The sequence below is a fragment of the Butyrivibrio proteoclasticus P6B7 genome (assembly GCF_000622085.1).
In the GTDB taxonomy this organism is placed as follows: domain Bacteria; phylum Bacillota; class Clostridia; order Lachnospirales; family Lachnospiraceae; genus Butyrivibrio; species Butyrivibrio proteoclasticus_A.
This window is the reverse complement of record NZ_JHWL01000003.1, coordinates 316,872-332,810: the sequence shown is the minus strand read 5'-3', so window position 1 is coordinate 332,810 and position 15,939 is coordinate 316,872. Positions and strand designations below refer to the sequence as shown.

General features: G+C 41.8%; 16 protein-coding genes, 1 tRNA gene and 1 rRNA gene. 2 read left to right on the top strand and 16 right to left on the bottom strand.

Going from position 1 to position 15,939, the window contains the following annotated elements; all coding sequences use genetic code 11:
- The 8 genes from T541_RS0104720 to T541_RS0104685 all read right to left on the bottom strand — a co-directional run.
- Positions 1-184: ribosomal RNA gene (locus T541_RS0104720) — 16S ribosomal RNA — on the bottom strand; the annotation flags it as partial.
- A 326-nt stretch (positions 185-510) separates the two neighbouring features.
- Positions 511-969: a CvpA family protein gene (locus T541_RS0104715; protein WP_081779850.1), complete on the bottom strand. Its 459-nt coding sequence runs from the start codon at positions 967-969 to the stop codon at positions 511-513.
- Between the two features lie 11 nt (positions 970-980).
- Positions 981-2,189 carry a DUF5711 family protein gene (locus T541_RS0104710; RefSeq protein ID WP_026651596.1) on the bottom strand — a complete coding sequence of 403 codons (1,209 nt, stop codon included), beginning with the start codon at positions 2,187-2,189 and terminating at the stop codon, positions 981-983.
- Positions 2,190-2,214: 25 nt separating this feature from the next.
- Complete coding sequence (locus tag T541_RS0104705) at positions 2,215-3,258, bottom strand: aldose epimerase family protein (protein WP_026651595.1); 1,044 nt, start codon at positions 3,256-3,258, stop codon at positions 2,215-2,217.
- Positions 3,259-3,290: 32 nt separating this feature from the next.
- The gene (gene recR, locus T541_RS0104700) at positions 3,291-3,890 is read right to left on the bottom strand and encodes a recombination mediator RecR (RefSeq protein ID WP_026651594.1); all 600 of its coding nucleotides are present in this window, start codon (positions 3,888-3,890) and stop codon (positions 3,291-3,293) included.
- Positions 3,890-4,237: a YbaB/EbfC family nucleoid-associated protein gene (locus T541_RS0104695; protein ID WP_026651593.1), complete on the bottom strand. Its 348-nt coding sequence runs from the start codon at positions 4,235-4,237 to the stop codon at positions 3,890-3,892. Before T541_RS0104695 ends, recR begins: the two co-directional genes overlap by 1 nt.
- A 2-nt stretch (positions 4,238-4,239) precedes the next feature.
- Positions 4,240-5,829 (bottom strand): DNA polymerase III subunit gamma/tau, encoded by a 1,590-nt coding sequence (dnaX, locus tag T541_RS0104690; protein WP_026651592.1) that lies wholly within the window; start codon positions 5,827-5,829, stop codon positions 4,240-4,242.
- Positions 5,830-5,862: 33 nt separating this feature from the next.
- Positions 5,863-6,936 carry a 6-phosphofructokinase gene (locus T541_RS0104685; RefSeq protein ID WP_026651591.1) on the bottom strand — a complete coding sequence of 358 codons (1,074 nt, stop codon included), beginning with the start codon at positions 6,934-6,936 and terminating at the stop codon, positions 5,863-5,865.
- A gap of 131 nt (positions 6,937-7,067) precedes the next feature.
- Between T541_RS0104685 and T541_RS0104680 the strand changes: the two genes are divergently transcribed.
- Positions 7,068-7,156: transfer RNA gene (locus T541_RS0104680), tRNA-Ser, on the top strand.
- A 6-nt stretch (positions 7,157-7,162) separates the two neighbouring features.
- On the opposite strand, the gene T541_RS0104675 is transcribed toward T541_RS0104680, so the two are convergent.
- From T541_RS0104675 to T541_RS0104660, 4 genes are all read right to left on the bottom strand, one after another.
- Positions 7,163-7,861 (bottom strand): LytR/AlgR family response regulator transcription factor, encoded by a 699-nt coding sequence (locus T541_RS0104675; protein ID WP_026651590.1) that lies wholly within the window; start codon positions 7,859-7,861, stop codon positions 7,163-7,165.
- A 20-nt stretch (positions 7,862-7,881) separates the two neighbouring features.
- Positions 7,882-8,640: a DUF6033 family protein gene (locus T541_RS0104670; protein ID WP_034466007.1), complete on the bottom strand. Its 759-nt coding sequence runs from the start codon at positions 8,638-8,640 to the stop codon at positions 7,882-7,884.
- A gap of 64 nt (positions 8,641-8,704) precedes the next feature.
- Positions 8,705-9,607 carry a hypothetical protein gene (locus T541_RS18830; protein WP_034466004.1) on the bottom strand — a complete coding sequence of 301 codons (903 nt, stop codon included), beginning with the start codon at positions 9,605-9,607 and terminating at the stop codon, positions 8,705-8,707.
- A gap of 73 nt (positions 9,608-9,680) precedes the next feature.
- Positions 9,681-10,337, bottom strand: a complete 657-nt coding sequence (locus T541_RS0104660; RefSeq protein ID WP_026651588.1) for an NUDIX hydrolase — start codon at positions 10,335-10,337, stop codon at positions 9,681-9,683.
- 80 nt (positions 10,338-10,417) lie between these two features.
- Between T541_RS0104660 and T541_RS0104655 the strand changes: the two genes are divergently transcribed.
- A complete protein-coding gene (locus T541_RS0104655) occupies positions 10,418-11,221 on the top strand; it encodes an FRG domain-containing protein (RefSeq protein ID WP_026651587.1) in 804 nt (267 codons plus the stop codon).
- A gap of 39 nt (positions 11,222-11,260) precedes the next feature.
- On the opposite strand, the gene T541_RS0104650 is transcribed toward T541_RS0104655, so the two are convergent.
- The 4 genes from T541_RS0104650 to T541_RS0104635 form a co-directional block, all read right to left on the bottom strand.
- Complete coding sequence (locus T541_RS0104650; protein ID WP_026651585.1) at positions 11,261-12,361, bottom strand: hypothetical protein; 1,101 nt, start codon at positions 12,359-12,361, stop codon at positions 11,261-11,263.
- Positions 12,362-12,582: 221 nt separating this feature from the next.
- Positions 12,583-13,359, bottom strand: a complete 777-nt coding sequence (locus T541_RS0104645) for a hypothetical protein (protein ID WP_026651584.1) — start codon at positions 13,357-13,359, stop codon at positions 12,583-12,585.
- Positions 13,360-13,433: 74 nt separating this feature from the next.
- Positions 13,434-15,032, bottom strand: coding sequence for an ABC transporter substrate-binding protein (locus T541_RS0104640; RefSeq protein WP_026651583.1), 1,599 nt, complete (start codon positions 15,030-15,032; stop codon positions 13,434-13,436).
- Positions 15,032-15,904 (bottom strand): carbohydrate ABC transporter permease, encoded by an 873-nt coding sequence (locus T541_RS0104635; RefSeq protein WP_034466000.1) that lies wholly within the window; start codon positions 15,902-15,904, stop codon positions 15,032-15,034. The genes T541_RS0104640 and T541_RS0104635 overlap by 1 nt, the downstream gene beginning before the upstream one ends.
- Positions 15,905-15,939: the final 35 nt, after the last annotated feature.

Below are 15,939 nucleotides of genomic sequence, written 5' to 3'. Positions count from 1 at the left end.
AACAGCCGTTTCCAACTGTTATCCCCCAGTATGAGGCAGGTTGCCCACGCGTTACTCACCCGTCCGCCACTAAGATTTAACAAGAATCCGCCGAAGCCTCATCAGCGTTAAATCTCCGTTCGACTTGCATGTGTTAGGCACGCCGCCAGCGTTCATCCTGAGCCAGGATCGAACTCTCACGTTAAAAAGTTTGATCTGACCAGAACTAAAGCTTGGCTTTTTGTTCTGTCCGTTATTTACTAATTTGTTCTGAATAAATTCTCTTGGAATTTTTCAGGGTTGCATTACTGTTTATTTGTCAATGTGCTTTGTTGTTGTAGCTCTCAGCCGCAACTCATTTAGAATACCACAGCTTTGAATATCTGTCAACAACTTTTTTAAAAAGTTTTTTGTTTTTTCTGGATCAGCGAATACTACAATTGCTACAATCCGCTTGTAGCTTGATGTTCGCTCCCTCACAGCGGGTAAGTAATACTATAGCACTACTTTTTTTTGAATGCAACAACTTTTTTATTTTTTTATAAAACTTTTTTGAATTAGCTCAAAAAGCTGTCTCCATACCGTCATAACGGATGATATTATTCCGATACCGGTTATGTATTCTACTATATAAATAATAACCAGGGCCTCTACGAAACCAAGCACCATTCCAAAGAGTCTGTCTATACCTCCAAGTATTGGGATAGTCTTGATCTTCTTAAATGCATCAGCAATAGCCATCATTACTTTATAGATGATAAATGCTATTACAAGATACCCTATCTTAGGAATTATGCTGCCAAGATTATTAGTAAGGATTCCGCCTACAATTCTCATTACGTAGTAGACCGCAGCGAAGGACGCCATGGCAGCAATAAGGCCTGCCGCTTCAGCGAACAGGCCATTGTTAGCTCCATATGACATTCTCCACATAAACAGGCATATCACTACTATGGTAATTACCAATTGTGAAATATCAAAACCAAACAATGTATGCTCCTTTATTTTAATGTCATAGTCTGCAAGTTACTTGGTGTAACAAGCATGAATTTACTTCTTACTGCTGTTGGGATCATGGTTCGAACCGGAGTAGTAAACTCTCCATGGAATTTAACATGTCCCGTCATATCCTGAATGATGCACTCATCTTCATTATATATAATGATCTGTTTATTATTAAAAATAATCTCGGAATACTCTATATCAAAATATGAAGTTAGTGTCAGGTTACCAGCAGTATCATATACCTGTAACCTGTATGCGCCATCTTCAGTACTGTTAGGAAATACAAGTCCAACATATGACTCGTTGAAATAAACTGATCGAACTTCTTCTGATCCAGTAAAGCTCTCCGACTTACTGACAGGCTTCTGATTACCAGAATAGAACATTATTCTGTCGTCTGATACTGCAAAGGCTGCACTTCCATTCATAAACTGAACATAAGGAACCACAACTCCGGAGTAGTCATAGCTGCTGACAAAATTATCAGTATAGTTCTGTCCGACAGATCCAAAATTAAAGAAGGCCACTCTGGTCTTAAGATCTCCATTTTCCGTAGATAGATACGATACACATAGCAGTTCTCCATTGGGAGAAAGGCTGATGCTTATTGGATATCCACTGTCCTTCATTGTAGTCTTAAAGTTGACCAGCATATTACCTACTGAATCATATATGTATATCCAGGTAACATCTGTGCCATCAAGAACTGCTGCCACTACTCCATTCGATGCCACACAGAAGTCTCTTATAGGAAGGTTAGTATCAATCTCCCCAAGAGCTCCACCAGTGTTGTTTACATAAATGTTGTGACCGTTATAGTCGCCTATAGCCACTACATTCTCGCATGTGTGTGCAATAGGGCTCTGCATCTCATAGGTCTGATTCCAAAGAACTTTGCCCATAGAGTCAAGACAGCTAACACCGTCCTTACTGTATTGAACCATATATCCACTAAGGCTTATAACCTTGGAGTCAGCACCATTTGTAATAGTAGTGGTGTCTGAAATAACAGATTCAGAGTATTCTTTATCTCTCCAACTAATGTATATGGTTGCCACAAGAACTGCCGTTATAGCAACAATGGCAACTGTCCTAAAGAAAACAGCAAGCTTATGATTTCGAATCTTCTCTTTGTAGGATGTATTGTCGGAATCATCATTATTCAATTTGCTAACGTAGGAACTAAAGTCGCGAACTACCGCCAATATTCATACCTCCAAAGATAACCCATTATGAAAACTGATATACAGTCACTGTATCATACTCTCTATCAGGTCCAAAAACAGGGCTTGGGAATCCTGGCTCGTTGACTGAGTTAGGATAATACTGAGTCTCTAAGCAGAATCCATCACGTGCTGAGTACTTAGTATTCTCTTTTCCAAAGTCACTCTTAACAAAGTTACCAACATACAACTGGATTCCAGGAAGAGTTGTTGAGCACTTCAAAACAATTCCTGTATCAGGAGATTCAACTACTGCTGCCTCACGAAGCTCTCCCTCTTTACCATCTACACAGAAGTTATGGTCATATCCGCCCACACACTGAAGCTGCTCTACGTCTGCCTCGATATCCTGTCCAATTGTCTTAGGGGTAGTGAAATCAAAAACAGTTCCAGCTACATCTGCCAGCTCGCCAGTTGGAATAGCTGCAGAATCAATGACTGGTGTGAACTTAGATGCATCAAGTTTAAGTGTATGGTTAAGAATCTTACCAGCTGAATGTCCGCTAAGGTTGAAGTATACATGGTTAGTCATGTTAATTAGAGTCTTAGCATCGCTGGTAGCATGATAATGAAGCTTAAGGTTATTGTCTTCATCAAGAGAATAAGTAAGTGAGAATACTCTGTTACCTGAGAAACCAAGATCTCCATCCTCAACCTTAAGAGTAAACTTAACGTAATCATTTCCTTCCTCAGCATCCCAAACTCTCTTGTGGAATCCGTTGTTCATATCTGTGTGAAGATTGTTTGGTCCATCATTAACTGGAAGAACAAACTCTTTTCCATCTATAGAATACTTAGCGTTGGCAATTCTGTTAGCTGTTGGTCCAACTGTAGAACCAAGGAAACAATCGTTGTTAAAATACTGCTTGTAGTCATCAAATCCAAGTACCACATCCACCTTCTTGCCATCCTTTGTAGGAACAAAGATGTTCTTAATAGTACAACCATAGTTGAGGACTACAGCCTCCATTCCGCGCTCGTTAGTAAGGTGATACGCATATACTGGAGCTCCGCTTTGTGTCTCGCCCAAAAATTCTCTTTTCACTGCCATTTCCCTTATCCTCCTTATGTCATATACAAATGCTATAGTTCTGTTCTGCCTTCCAACGCCCTAAGAAGGGTAACCTCGTCAATGTACTCAAGATCTCCACCAACAGGAACTCCACTGGCAATTCTGGTTACCTTGATTCCCGTAGGTTTAATGAGTTTACTTATATACATTGCAGTTGTTTCGCCCTCAAGGCTGGAGTTGGTGGCAATAATAACTTCATCAACATCCTCTGTCTGCAAACGCTGCATCAATTCTGTAAGTCTGATATCGCCAGGCCCTATACCAAGCATAGGAGAAATAGCACCATGTAGAACATGGTATACACCCTCGAACTTGCCGGTCTTCTCATATGCTGCAAGGTCTCTCGCGTTCTCAACCACCATGATTGTCTTGTGATCACGGTTTGCGTTGCTGCAAATAGGGCAGATGTCTTCATCCGTCAAAGTACAGCAAACCTTACAGTAATGAACATTCTCCCTGGCAGATACGATAGAGTCTGCAAGCTTTTGCACTCTATCCTTAGGAAGATTGATGATATAAAAAGCCAATCTCTGAGCAGACTTCCCGCCTATGCCAGGAAGCGCTGCCAGTTCATCGATAAGCTTATTGATATGTCCACTATAAAGCTCCATTAGAATGGAAATCCTCCACCAAGACCGCCTGTCATCTTGTTCATCATAGCTCCGCTCTCTTCCTCAGCCTGTTTCATAGCCTCGTTGACAGCTGCTACGATCATATCCTGCAACATCTCAACATCATCTGGATCTACTGCATCTGGAGAAATTGTGATGCTCTTTAAAGTCTTGTTTCCAAAAACAACGGCCTCTACTGCTCCGCCGCCAGCCTTAGCTGTAAATTCCTTGGTCTCAAGCTCCTTCTGGCTCTCCTCCATCTGTCTCTGCATTCTCTGAGCCTGCTTCATTAAATTTCCCATGTTACCAGGCATTCCGCCACCTGGAAATCCACCTCTTTTTGCCATTTTTAATTCTCCTTTTCTTCGTCTTCCGTGACTATATCAAAATTTATAGCCTGAAGATTAACATAATTCTCTTCGAAGTTCTGCTCTGGTTCCAAAAATCTCGTTTCAAATTCAATATGCTTTCCTATTGATTCATCGAGGAAAGTTTGTAATTCCTCCGCAGAGTCTCCATTTGAGTATTTATCTGATAACTGCTTATTGTCAAATACAATCTGCAATCTATCATCGTTTCCAAGACTCAGTCTGGCTTTTTGCAGATAAGTCTTCATTGGGTTGTCCATTCTGGCAAGTATTCTAGACCAGTTATCAACCACCTTCTTAACATCATCAGGAACTGCCTTTTCCAGAACTTTCTTAGGCTTTGGAGGCTGCCCTGTTGCTGCCAAAGTGCTGGCAACAGCGATGCTTCCATTCTGAATGCCCTTTAAAAGCTTGGCATTTTCATGATCGTGCTGCTCCAGAATTCTAATTCTATCTTCAAAGGCATCCTCTGACTCTTCCATCTGAGGCTTGCACATCTTGATAAGCGTGATCTCTATAAGTATTCTCTTCTGGGTTGCATACCTAAGCTGAGATGACAACTCTGAAAAGATTCGGATAAATCTAATTACTGTGTCTGTATTGGCGCCACTGGCCTGCTCTTTTAACGCCTTAAGGTTATCAGAGGAAATGTCCACAACATCCTCCATCTGGTCTGAAGCCTGAACAAGCATGATGTTCCTTAAGTACCAGACGAAGTCATTAACAAACTGTGAGAGCTCTCGTCCCTGGATGACAATATCTGCCAGAATCTTTAGGGCGTCATTGGCGTTCTGCTCATATAGGGCGGAAAAGAGCTTACTAAACACCTCTGTGTCTACGGCTCCAAGAACTCCAAGAACCTTGTCATAGGTCAGTTCCTCTCCATAATTAAAAGCTACGCACTGATCCAATAAACTAAGGGAATCTCTCATGGATCCGTCAGCTGTCTTGGCTATATATCTAAGGGCCCTGTCCTCGACCTTGATTCCTTCTGAGTCAACTACCTGACGAAGTCGTCCTTCTATAGTATCTATGGTGATCCTATGGAAATCGTATCTCTGGCATCTTGAAAGGATCGTAATAGGAATCTTCTGAACCTCTGTAGTTGCCAGTATGAAAAGAACATATGACGGAGGCTCCTCCAAAGTCTTAAGAAGCGCATTAAAAGCACCGGTGGATAACATATGTACCTCATCGATGATGTAAACCTTCTTTTTACCTTTGGTTGGAGAATAAGAAACTTCGTCTATGATTTCTCTGACATTATCCACGCCATTGTTGGAAGCAGCGTCAATCTCGATAACATTCATGCTGTTGCCTGCTGCGATCTCTTTGCACATCTCGCATTCACCACAGGGGCTTCCGTCAATCGGATGCTCGCAGTTAACTGCCTTGGCAAGAATCTTCGCAACAGAAGTCTTACCTGTTCCGCGCGTTCCGCAGAACAGGTAAGCATGTCCAACTCTATCTGATTTAATCTGATTCTTGAGCGTGGTAACTATATGATCCTGGCCCTTGACGTCCTCAAAGACCGGTGGTCTGAATTTCCTGTAAAGTGCTACATAACCCATTAAAACTACTCCGCAAACAAAACTTCTTGTAAATTAGTCCCCAAAGCATACTCCAAGGGTCTTGGCTTCCTTGATGATGCTTGCATCTGGTGATACATATTTGAGCTTACCTGCAATATCCTTAAGAGGAACCTTGACAATCTCACGATTCTTGTAAGCAACCATGAAGCCATATTCCTTATTAAGAATAAGCTGGCCAGCCTCTGCTCCAAGACGAGAAGCAAATACTCTGTCGTATGGATCAGGAGCTCCACCTCTCTGCATGTGGCCTGGAACAGTAACACGAACCTCGTGTCCAGTCTTCTTCTCGATAGCTTCTGCAATCTCGTAGGATACTGATGGATACTTGTAATTAGCCATCTTCTCCTTGTATTCCTTCTTAGACAGCTTGGCATCCTTCTTGGAAATAGCACCCTCTGCCACAGCTATGATAGTAAATCTGCTGCCTCTCTTATCTCTTGACTCGATAGCCTTGCAGATCTTGTCAATATCATAAGGTATCTCTGGAATAAGGATAACGTCCGCACCACCTGCAATTCCTGCATTAAGTGTAAGCCATCCTACCTTGTGTCCCATGACTTCAATTATGAAAACTCGGCCATGAGAATCTGCAGTTGTATGAATATTATCGATAACATTGGTGGCAACATCTACTGCACTCTGGAAACCAAAGGTCATATCTGTGCCCCAAAGGTCATTATCTATAGTCTTAGGAAGTGAAACTATATTAAGTCCCTCTTCACTGAGAAGGTTAGCGGTCTTCTGAGATCCATTACCTCCAAGAACCACAAGACAATCAAGCTGAAGCTTGTAATAGTTCTGCTTCATAGCCTCAACCTTATCAAGGCCGTTCTCATCAGGTTCTCTGATGGTCTTAAAAGGTGTTCTTGAACTACCAAGGATTGTGCCACCCTTAGTAAGAATTCCAGAAAAATCCTTGGAAGTCAGCATACGGAAATCGCCATAGATCAGTCCTCTATAGCCATTCTTAAATCCATAGAACTCAACTTCTTCGCCGCTGTGCGCAATACACTTAACAACGCCGCGCATTGCTGCATTCAAAGCTTGACAGTCACCACCACTAGTCAACATACCAATTCTCATCATGTGAAAAGGCCTCCTTTGAATCATCAATTTTGTAAATGCACACTACTAACAATTATACAAAATAATACCGTCAATGCCAAGTAAGACGCATTGACGGTGGCTATCTAAAAAAGTATAATTAAACTCTATTTGGAGTTGTACCCAAGTGGTTGAAGGGTCCGGATTCGAAATCCGGTAGGTCGGCTCGTCCGGTGCAGGGGTTCAAATCCCCTCAACTCCGTTTCTGTTAAAAAGAAAACTTGAGCACCTGCTCACTTATCTGTCTATAGGTTCCTCTCGGAATCTTGAAATCAGCACCATTTTCCATAATTATAGAATCCTTGGTAATCTTAAGGACCTTCTTAAGGTTAACTATGCTCTTTACACCAAGGGAATAGAAGTAGGGCTCTGCCAGCTCACTGATCATCTGCTGCATGGTTCCCCTGACAAGGTAGCTGTTAGTACTGGTCACAATTCTCTTATAGTGATCCTCTGATTCTATGTACAATACGTCATCTACAAGAACCTTGGTTATCTGACCTCCATCCTTAAAAGATATATATCTGGCCACTTCCTCAACGCACACCCTGTCCATGGCGTCAAAGAAATCCTCCCTAAAAATAGGCTTTTCAAGATAATGAACCGCCTTGATTCTAAAAGCCTCCTTGTAGAAAGCATTTGAAGAAGTCATGAAGATTATATGAGCCTTGTCATTCTTTTTCCTGATGGCTTCAGCCAGTTCAATTCCATTCATCTTGTCGATGTAGATATCCAGGAAAAAGATATCATAAACCTTCTTCTCCATAGCTCCAAGAAGGTCTATTGAAGCGCCAAAAACATCCACATCAAATTCTGAATGTGGATGTTCACTGATATACTCCTTTAAAAGCCCTGCCGCCTCAGCAGCAGAGCTTTTTTCATCATCACAGATTGCTATTTTGTACATAGTCCCCAACTTTTTTTCTTTTACCCCTTAAAGTCTATGTTCTGACCAACGTAAGTCTCCTCTTTGGTCATAACGCTGTCTGCTCTTAGATTGAAATTGTAGGCTTCAATCTTACTCTTAAGTTCCTCGATAGAATTGGCCATGATTATCTCAACATCATCGTCATTTTCTATCTCGTCAAAGCTTTTGGCTTTTTCAGTAGCCTTTTCTTTTAGCTTCTCGAGCTGTTCCTCTTTCTGCTCTTTCTTCTCGGCCTTTTTCTCAGCTTCTTTCTTGGCAGCTCTTTTCTCTGCAAGCTTCTCAGTCATAGCCTGAGAGGACTTCTGCATTACTGCGAAGAAAGATGCGGTGCCGTTGTCATTAACCTGCATTCCTATTGCCTTTACATTACCCTGCTGCTCGGCAATGGACTTAAGTGCAGGCATCTGAGTTGCAGCCTGAGCGATAAGCCCTTCGTACTTAGCTCTGTAATTCTCATCGGTGGCCATTCTCTCAATCTTCTCCTCATCGATGAGAACCACCATCTTGTTGGAATTGCCAAAAGAGCTGGCGTTCTGCTTGGCATAGTCCTTCATGTCCTTACTCACAAGGACAAAATCCATATTGGAATATTTCTTTTTAAGCTCCTCATAGTACTTGGCGCCAGTTTCACTAAGCTGCGCCTTTCCTATGGTCTTTCCATAATTACCAGTCTTAACGCCGTTAGTCTCTTTAGTTCCCGCAGCCTTGGCTGCGTCATAAGCGTTTTGTCCATTAGCAACGATTTCAGATACACTCATGGTTCCCTCCATTTCCTTGATACTTAGATATCAATAGCTTCCCTGCGCACGTATACCTACTCGCTTAACCTACTGGTTCTCCAGTCTTGGAACTATATGCAGAAATTTCAATAACTTCCTCGGTTTCATATAGTATCTTTGAAAAAATAACCTGGTTTTGCTTTTTGTCATATTCTTTTCTGTATATATATCGGACATTTTCCTCTAAAACTTCACGGTCTCCGTACCAAAAATCACAATTTTGTGCAATTGGATCATCCACCTGATACTCGGCGATCTTGTTAGATACCTCGTCAGAAATCTTATAATCAGAATCGATGAGATACTCGAAGTCAGCATAGTCTCCGATTTCCGCATCCTCTCTTCCGATTGTGCCAAGATATTCCTCAGCATCAGCTCTTTCCTGTCTTGTAAGCTCGATCATATCGTCTTCTTCGATAGTGATGCACCTGCTCCACAGTGATTCTGGGAAAAGATCTTTCACTGAATCCACAAATCCACTGCCATCCACAGGCTCGTTGTAATACAAAAGCTCGTACACGCCATCATTAACGGTGAAAGTAAGAACTGCAGGAATTGCTCCACTTCCAGCGCACTTTACAAAATTGCCATTCTCAAACTCGTAAGAACCATACATAGTAAGAAGATAGCAGATAACCTGATTGCTTACTTCCTCCTGTCCCATGATGATATGGCCTTCTCCAGCGACCTCTCCCTGGCGGTAGTCAGCTCCTTTTTCAAAGATAGCTGCAGTAATAGCATCCTCAAGGGTTATAGGATCCAGAGATTCCGGTGCTGAAGTTGCCTCTACACTTGCAACCTCCTCAGTCGAAGCTGTCGCTGCGGCCTCTACTGAAGATGACTCATTAGCTGCTTCCCCAGAGTCTCCCGTTTTCTTACCGCATCCGCCAAGAATCATGGCGAAGGCAGTCACCACACAAACACATAAAGCCAATCGTTTTTTCATAATACATGCCTCCTTAATTTCTTTTCTCATCAAATGAGAAAATCATATATATCAACATGCTTATTTAGAGGGATTATTTCCACATGTCGTTAACGAAGTACATAAGAGCTGCCCATGTATAAATTGAATAATAATGTCCCTTGGGATCCACGCTGTCTTTAAGGATCTTTCTTGCTTCTTCCTTGGTCACGAATTCAAATCCGTCAAAGCACTCAGGGCCATTGCAACCTGTCTGGTCAAGGTTTAAGTTCTTTTGTCTGAGGATTACAAGAACAAGACCATTGCTCTCGTCTGTCATTCCTGGGGTGCTGAATAAAAGAGGGCTTACAACAGACACCTGATCAACAGCTGTGTCCACCACGATTCCAGTCTCTTCCTGAATCTCTCTGATGGCTGTCTCAATCTGAGGGTTCTCTTTGTCCTTATCCTCAGGATCGATGAGGCCTGCTGGCACGCTTAAAAGAAATCTTCCAGCTGGGTATCTGTACTCGTAGGACAGAAGGAGTCTTGGCTCCTTGCCCTCTTCCTCAACTATTACTATACAACTAACTGCGTCCGGAAGCATCTTTTTGAACGCTTCTTCGTCCATTGATGCCACGATTGAATCCTTGTCACGCCTTGTGGCATCAAAATAATGCCTTCCTTCTGCGTACTGAAGATCAAATACTCTAATAAACTTCTTATCTAAAACGGTCTCAACCTGATCATTTGTAATCTTATATCCTTCCATGTCGTACCTCCTGTGTACTAGTATTGTATCAAATTTTAGGTATAAATGGTAAAATGGTTACAGATAGAGAGGAAATTGCGATGATCAAAGAGATTCACATTGGCACATTGGAAGAGCTTTTGCCACTTCTTACCGAGCAGGAATACAGGCCTGCGCTGGACAGACACAGAAGCTCCTATATCTACAGAGGTATGCAGGATTCATCCTTTAAGATGTACACCAGCCTTAGCAGAAACTGTAAGGGCCTTCAGAAACAACTTGAGCCTGCCATATTGGAGAATTTTGCCAAATATGCCATAAACGATGAACCGTCAATAGGACACTCCGTTTGGAGACAGATGATCTTAGGACAGCACTATGGTCTTCCCACAAGGCTTCTTGACTGGACTCAGTCAGCTTTAGTTGCTCTTAACTTTGCAGTAACTGAGGAAAACCTTGAAGAGATGGACGATCATGACTGTATGGTCTGGAGGATCAACATGTCTGAGATGGTAGATCACCTGCCAGAACCCTACAGATATGCAGTTAACAAGAAGCACTCCACCATCTTCACCGTTGATATGTTAAAAGAGCTTACGGGGAACAGTCTTAAGCAGTACGACGCCGACATGGGCGACTCCGCAATGGTAATAATTGAGCCACCATCTCTTAACCAGAGAATCATCAATCAGCATTCCTTCTTTGCAGTTGTGCCTACGGGAATCGATGATATCGAGAAGTTCCTTGCAGATAATACTGAGGATACTGTTAAGTACGTGATAGATAAACAGCTTAGATGGAGAGTCCGAGACATGCTGGATCAGCTCAATATGAGTGAACGTATAGTGTACCCCGGACTTGAAGGACTGTCTAAGTGGATAGCAAGACACTATTATGTGAAATAATTTAAAAAAGGTACCAGAAATAACTCTGGTACCTTTAGTTTATTTAATCTTAAGTTCGCCCGCTGCCTCTTTCTTTCCAATTGTGGCATTGTCCATTTCTACTGCTTTAATTCCAAAGAGCTCCTCAAGATCTCGCGTATCTAAGTTAAAGCGATTTTTAGGAGAATCAAACACTTTTTCTCCATCAAGTAAATAATATGTTTCATCAGTGCTTTTATCATAAAAATCGTAAGAAAATTCGCAGGTCTTTCCATCCTTAGTCTCAACTGTGAAATCTAAAGGATCGCCACTGACATCAAGCCCCTGCTCTTTTAAATATTTGAACAGTCCACCATAAAAGAAATAATACTGGGTCACTGTACTAGTGCTAACAGTTGCAACCTTTTCATCCTCAGGATCTACATATGTCACTATTCGATCCATTCCATACCTGTCACCATTCATAAAATCTTCAATTTCTTCATTCGAGAATTCCGTAGTAATACTATCAATTCCGTGGGCAAGACCAATCGTCAAATATGCATCCTTTGCCTGTGTATAGAAGGAATCGAAGCCTTCCTTTACATCACTTGCATATATTACATTAACTATCTGAGTTCGATGAGCCATGCTGTTTCCACTAACTTCAGGATAAAACTCGATGATATCTTTAAATACACCGTTATACAGCATATTAACCTGGCAACTAAAACCATCATATTGCTCAAATAGAAAATCAAATAGCTCCGCAATATCTTCGCATCCCGACTTCAGCTCATCCAGATTAGAATACTCAAGAACAACAATATCATTTACAAGGCTTATTCTCTCATACTCATTAACCTTATCCTCGTAGTACTCGATCATCTTGGTGCTGTAATTATCTTTTAAAGAATAATGGCCACCGCCAATCATTCCACCGCCCATAAAATCGTCTGTTACTTCAAATACAATTCCTGTTGATTTCTGGGTTACAGTCCAAGTTTTCTCATTGTGCTCATTTGTACTTGGTGAAGAAACTGTGCACTTTCCAATTTTCATGTCCCTAACATAGTTCTTAGCATCTGTGGTACTGTGTGAAGGACCACTACATCCCACAAGTGCTAATGCAAAAGACGCAACGCATAAAGCAAACAACAACTTTGAACTTACTTTTTTCATACTTACACCTCTTTCGTTTAAAATCAAAGAGTCGGTAGCGACTCTTTGCGCGCTGGTGTGCGCAAGCTTTAGCTTGCAAATACCCCTGCACACCAGTCGCATTCTCGCGAAGCGTTTATTTTATGGCGCAGCCATAAAATAAAAAAGATTGTAGCACAAGCTACAATCTTTTTAAAGTGTAAGCATTATCTTGATACAGTGTTTATCAGTATTTCGATAGATTATTTAACTGTAACTGCTGTGATGTGTGGGTTTGGTCCCTCATACCAGTAAAGGAATCCCTCAACATCTACTGTTGCGCCAACTTCAAGTCCACCAACAAGGTTGTAGAACTCTTCGTCGCTACCATTTAAGTAGTACTCAAGACAGAACTCAACTGTTGTTCCGTCCTTAGAAAGTGTAACGTAGATATCATCACCAGGCTGGTCGTTCTTGTAAGAAACAGCATCAACTGTCATGTCTGTGAACTTAACAAGCTGATTCTGCTTATCGATGAGCTCGTCCTTACCGATGAGATCTGTTACATCAACAGGCTCAGCAACGAATGTAGCATCATCAAGGATCTCGTATGTAGCCTCAACGATTTCTACCTCACCAGACCACTCAGACTTAACGCCTGTTACTCTGATCTTTGTTCCAGGTGTGAGCTTCTCGTACTCTTCCTCTGAGCAAGGCATCTCATAAATGAAGTATGCACCATCTTCGCTCTGTGTGTAGAATGTAGCCTTGTCTTCCCACCAGCTCTGCTTAGCCTGAACGTAAGTCTCAACTGTAACCTCGCTCTGGAGCTCAGCAGCAACATACTCAGCGTATGTCATAGCGCCGCCTTCAGCCTCTTCTGTTGAAGCCTCTTCTGTAGCCTCTGCAGTAGTCTCCTCTGCAGCAACAGAAACCTCTTCGTTTACTGCGTCAACTGGTGCTTCGTTCTTAGCGCCTGAGCATCCAACTGCTGCAAGTGTAAGACCAAGTGTTAACATCATAGCAACTGTCTTTTTCATAATTTCCCTCCTACTATAAAAGTATAATCAATACCAAACAATTGAATTATACTAAATTATAAAAATAATACAAACTATTTTTGCTTATTTTCCTTGTATTTATCATACGTCCAGTAAGCTCCGATCATGACCCAGGCAAGAACCAGCATTGTCAAAAGGGCTACCGACGCCCCGGGAAGCTTACCAAGATCCTTTCTTCCTCCCGACAATCCGCCAGCTGCAGCGCCCTGATCCAGGTGATAAAGAGATTTCACATCCAGATACATGGAATCTATAAAAGCTTCATCTACAGTCTTTTTCCTTAGAACCGACTTAGTAACATTCTCAATAAGCTGACCTGCCGCATCTCGAACAGATGTGGAGCCGTTAAATACTGGAGTTACAAAGGTATTCTCTGTATTAGCCATCAAAAGTTTTGATGCCTTTATCTTGATATCGTAGTGCTCATTGTCATCGCTTCCCTCAAGAGAAAGATATTCCTGATACTCTGCACTTTCCTGAGCCTTTTTGGTTACTGGCACATAACCTTCTGTCTCTGAATAAGCGATCTGAACGTCATTAGTCAAAAGATATTGCGCAAAAAGCCAGGATGCCAGCACTTCCTGAGAATCTTTCTTATTAAACACACAAACAGATGGGCCCTGAGAGATCATCTTAGGATTAGATGGATCATACTGAGGAATAGTCATAACCTCTGTCTCAAAATCCACGATCTTATCCTCCGCAATATCAACCAGTGGCGCCTTACTTCCCATCCAGGTGGCACCTGCTGTTGAATCAATGGCAAATATACACTGGCCAGCATTTAAGAAATTGGCAGGATATCCTGAAATCTTAAATGTAGAAAAACATCCGGACTTAGTGTGTGTTGCCACATCCATAAGAACCTTCTTAGTATCCTCATTAAACAGAAGAATATCACCAGCATCTGTGGAATAATCCGCATCCAGCTGCTTAAGGCTCTGAATCATCATATTATCAGTGGACTTATAGATAAATGGAATCAAAACCTTCTGACCATTTATCTTAAAGGTACCATCAGCATTCTTCTCCATAGCTGCCTCGGAAACCTCCCAGACAAAGTCCCAGGTAAGTGTCTCAGGAAGCGTATATCCAAGAGCCTCCACATAAGTCTTGTTAACATAGCAAGCCTCTGTAGATCTCATGTAAGGAAGCGCATAGAAGCTATCACCAATCTTACACTCATTAAGGAACTCAGGCACGATCTCATCAACTGTAGGAGAATCGAATTTAAGCTCACTTCCGCCAAGGCCGTATTTTTCATCTGTAAAAAGATCATCAAGTGGAACCACTGTGTCTGCGCCAGTCAGGTAAGTAGCAATGTGGTCCGGATATGTGATGCAGACATTAGGCGTTGTATCTGTTGAGATGTTGGTAATAACATCGTTATAGATCTTGCCATAATCAGTGTAGAGTCTCATGTTGACAGTCACATTAGGATACAGCTTCTGGAAATCCTCGATTGCCTTCTGATATATCTTGGTCTGATTAACGTTGGTATCGTTCTTGGCCCAGAAGTTTATTTCTATTTTCTTTGATTCATCGAATTGCTCTGGGGTTTCAAAGCCCTTGGAGGCCTTGGAGCCATGGCACCCTGTAAGAAGGCTCATAGCCAGAACAGTTCCTGTTAGAAGCGCAATAAATCTTTTCATTAACCCTTTGTACCTCCCCTGGCAACGCCTTCCATGATCTTATGTCTAAACACCAGGAACAGAACAACAAGTGGCACAGAAATAACCACAACTGCTGCCATCATAGCTGGCACATTCTCTCTTCCGAATCCGTTCTCCCTTATCTCCTGAATACCGTTGGATACAAGGAAATAGTTCTGGTCATCAGTGATAAGTCTTGGCCATACATAGGAATTCCAGCACTCAATAACCTTAAGGATAGTAATAGTCACAAGTGTAGGCTTTGATATAGGAATCATTACCTTCCACAGATATCTGAAATCCGAGGTTCCATCCACCTTTGCAGCCTTGTACAGGTTCTCCGGAATCTGCTCAAAATTCTCTTTTAACAGATATATATAGAAAACCGACGTAACGCTTGGCAGAATCAGTCCCATGAAGGTGTTACGCATATTGAGATTGGTGATGGTAACGTAGTTGGTAATGATAACAAGCTCATTAGGTATCATCATCAGTGAAAGGAACAGTGAAAACACTATATCTTTTCCCTTAAAATCGAGCCTTGCAAAGGCGAAAGCTGACAGGATAACCACAATCATCATGAGAGCTGTTGTTACCACTGTAAAAATCAGAGTATTGAAAAAGTATCTGGCAAGAGGCACTGCGGTAAAGGCAGTGACATAGTTCTCAAGAGTAGGACTAAGGGTAAAGAACTTAGGAATATACTCTGAGTTGTAGGAGCCATAGCTCTTTATGGAGGACAGGATCATCCAGTAGAATGGGAAAAGAACTAAAATTGCCCAGACAGTAAGCAGGGAGTACATCACTGCTTTTCTGACCTTTTCGCTGGTCCTGGCCTTTTCTTCAATTTTCTTGTTTTCTAATTCGTTCATCTTCTATACCTGTATTTTCTAAATACTAATCCGTC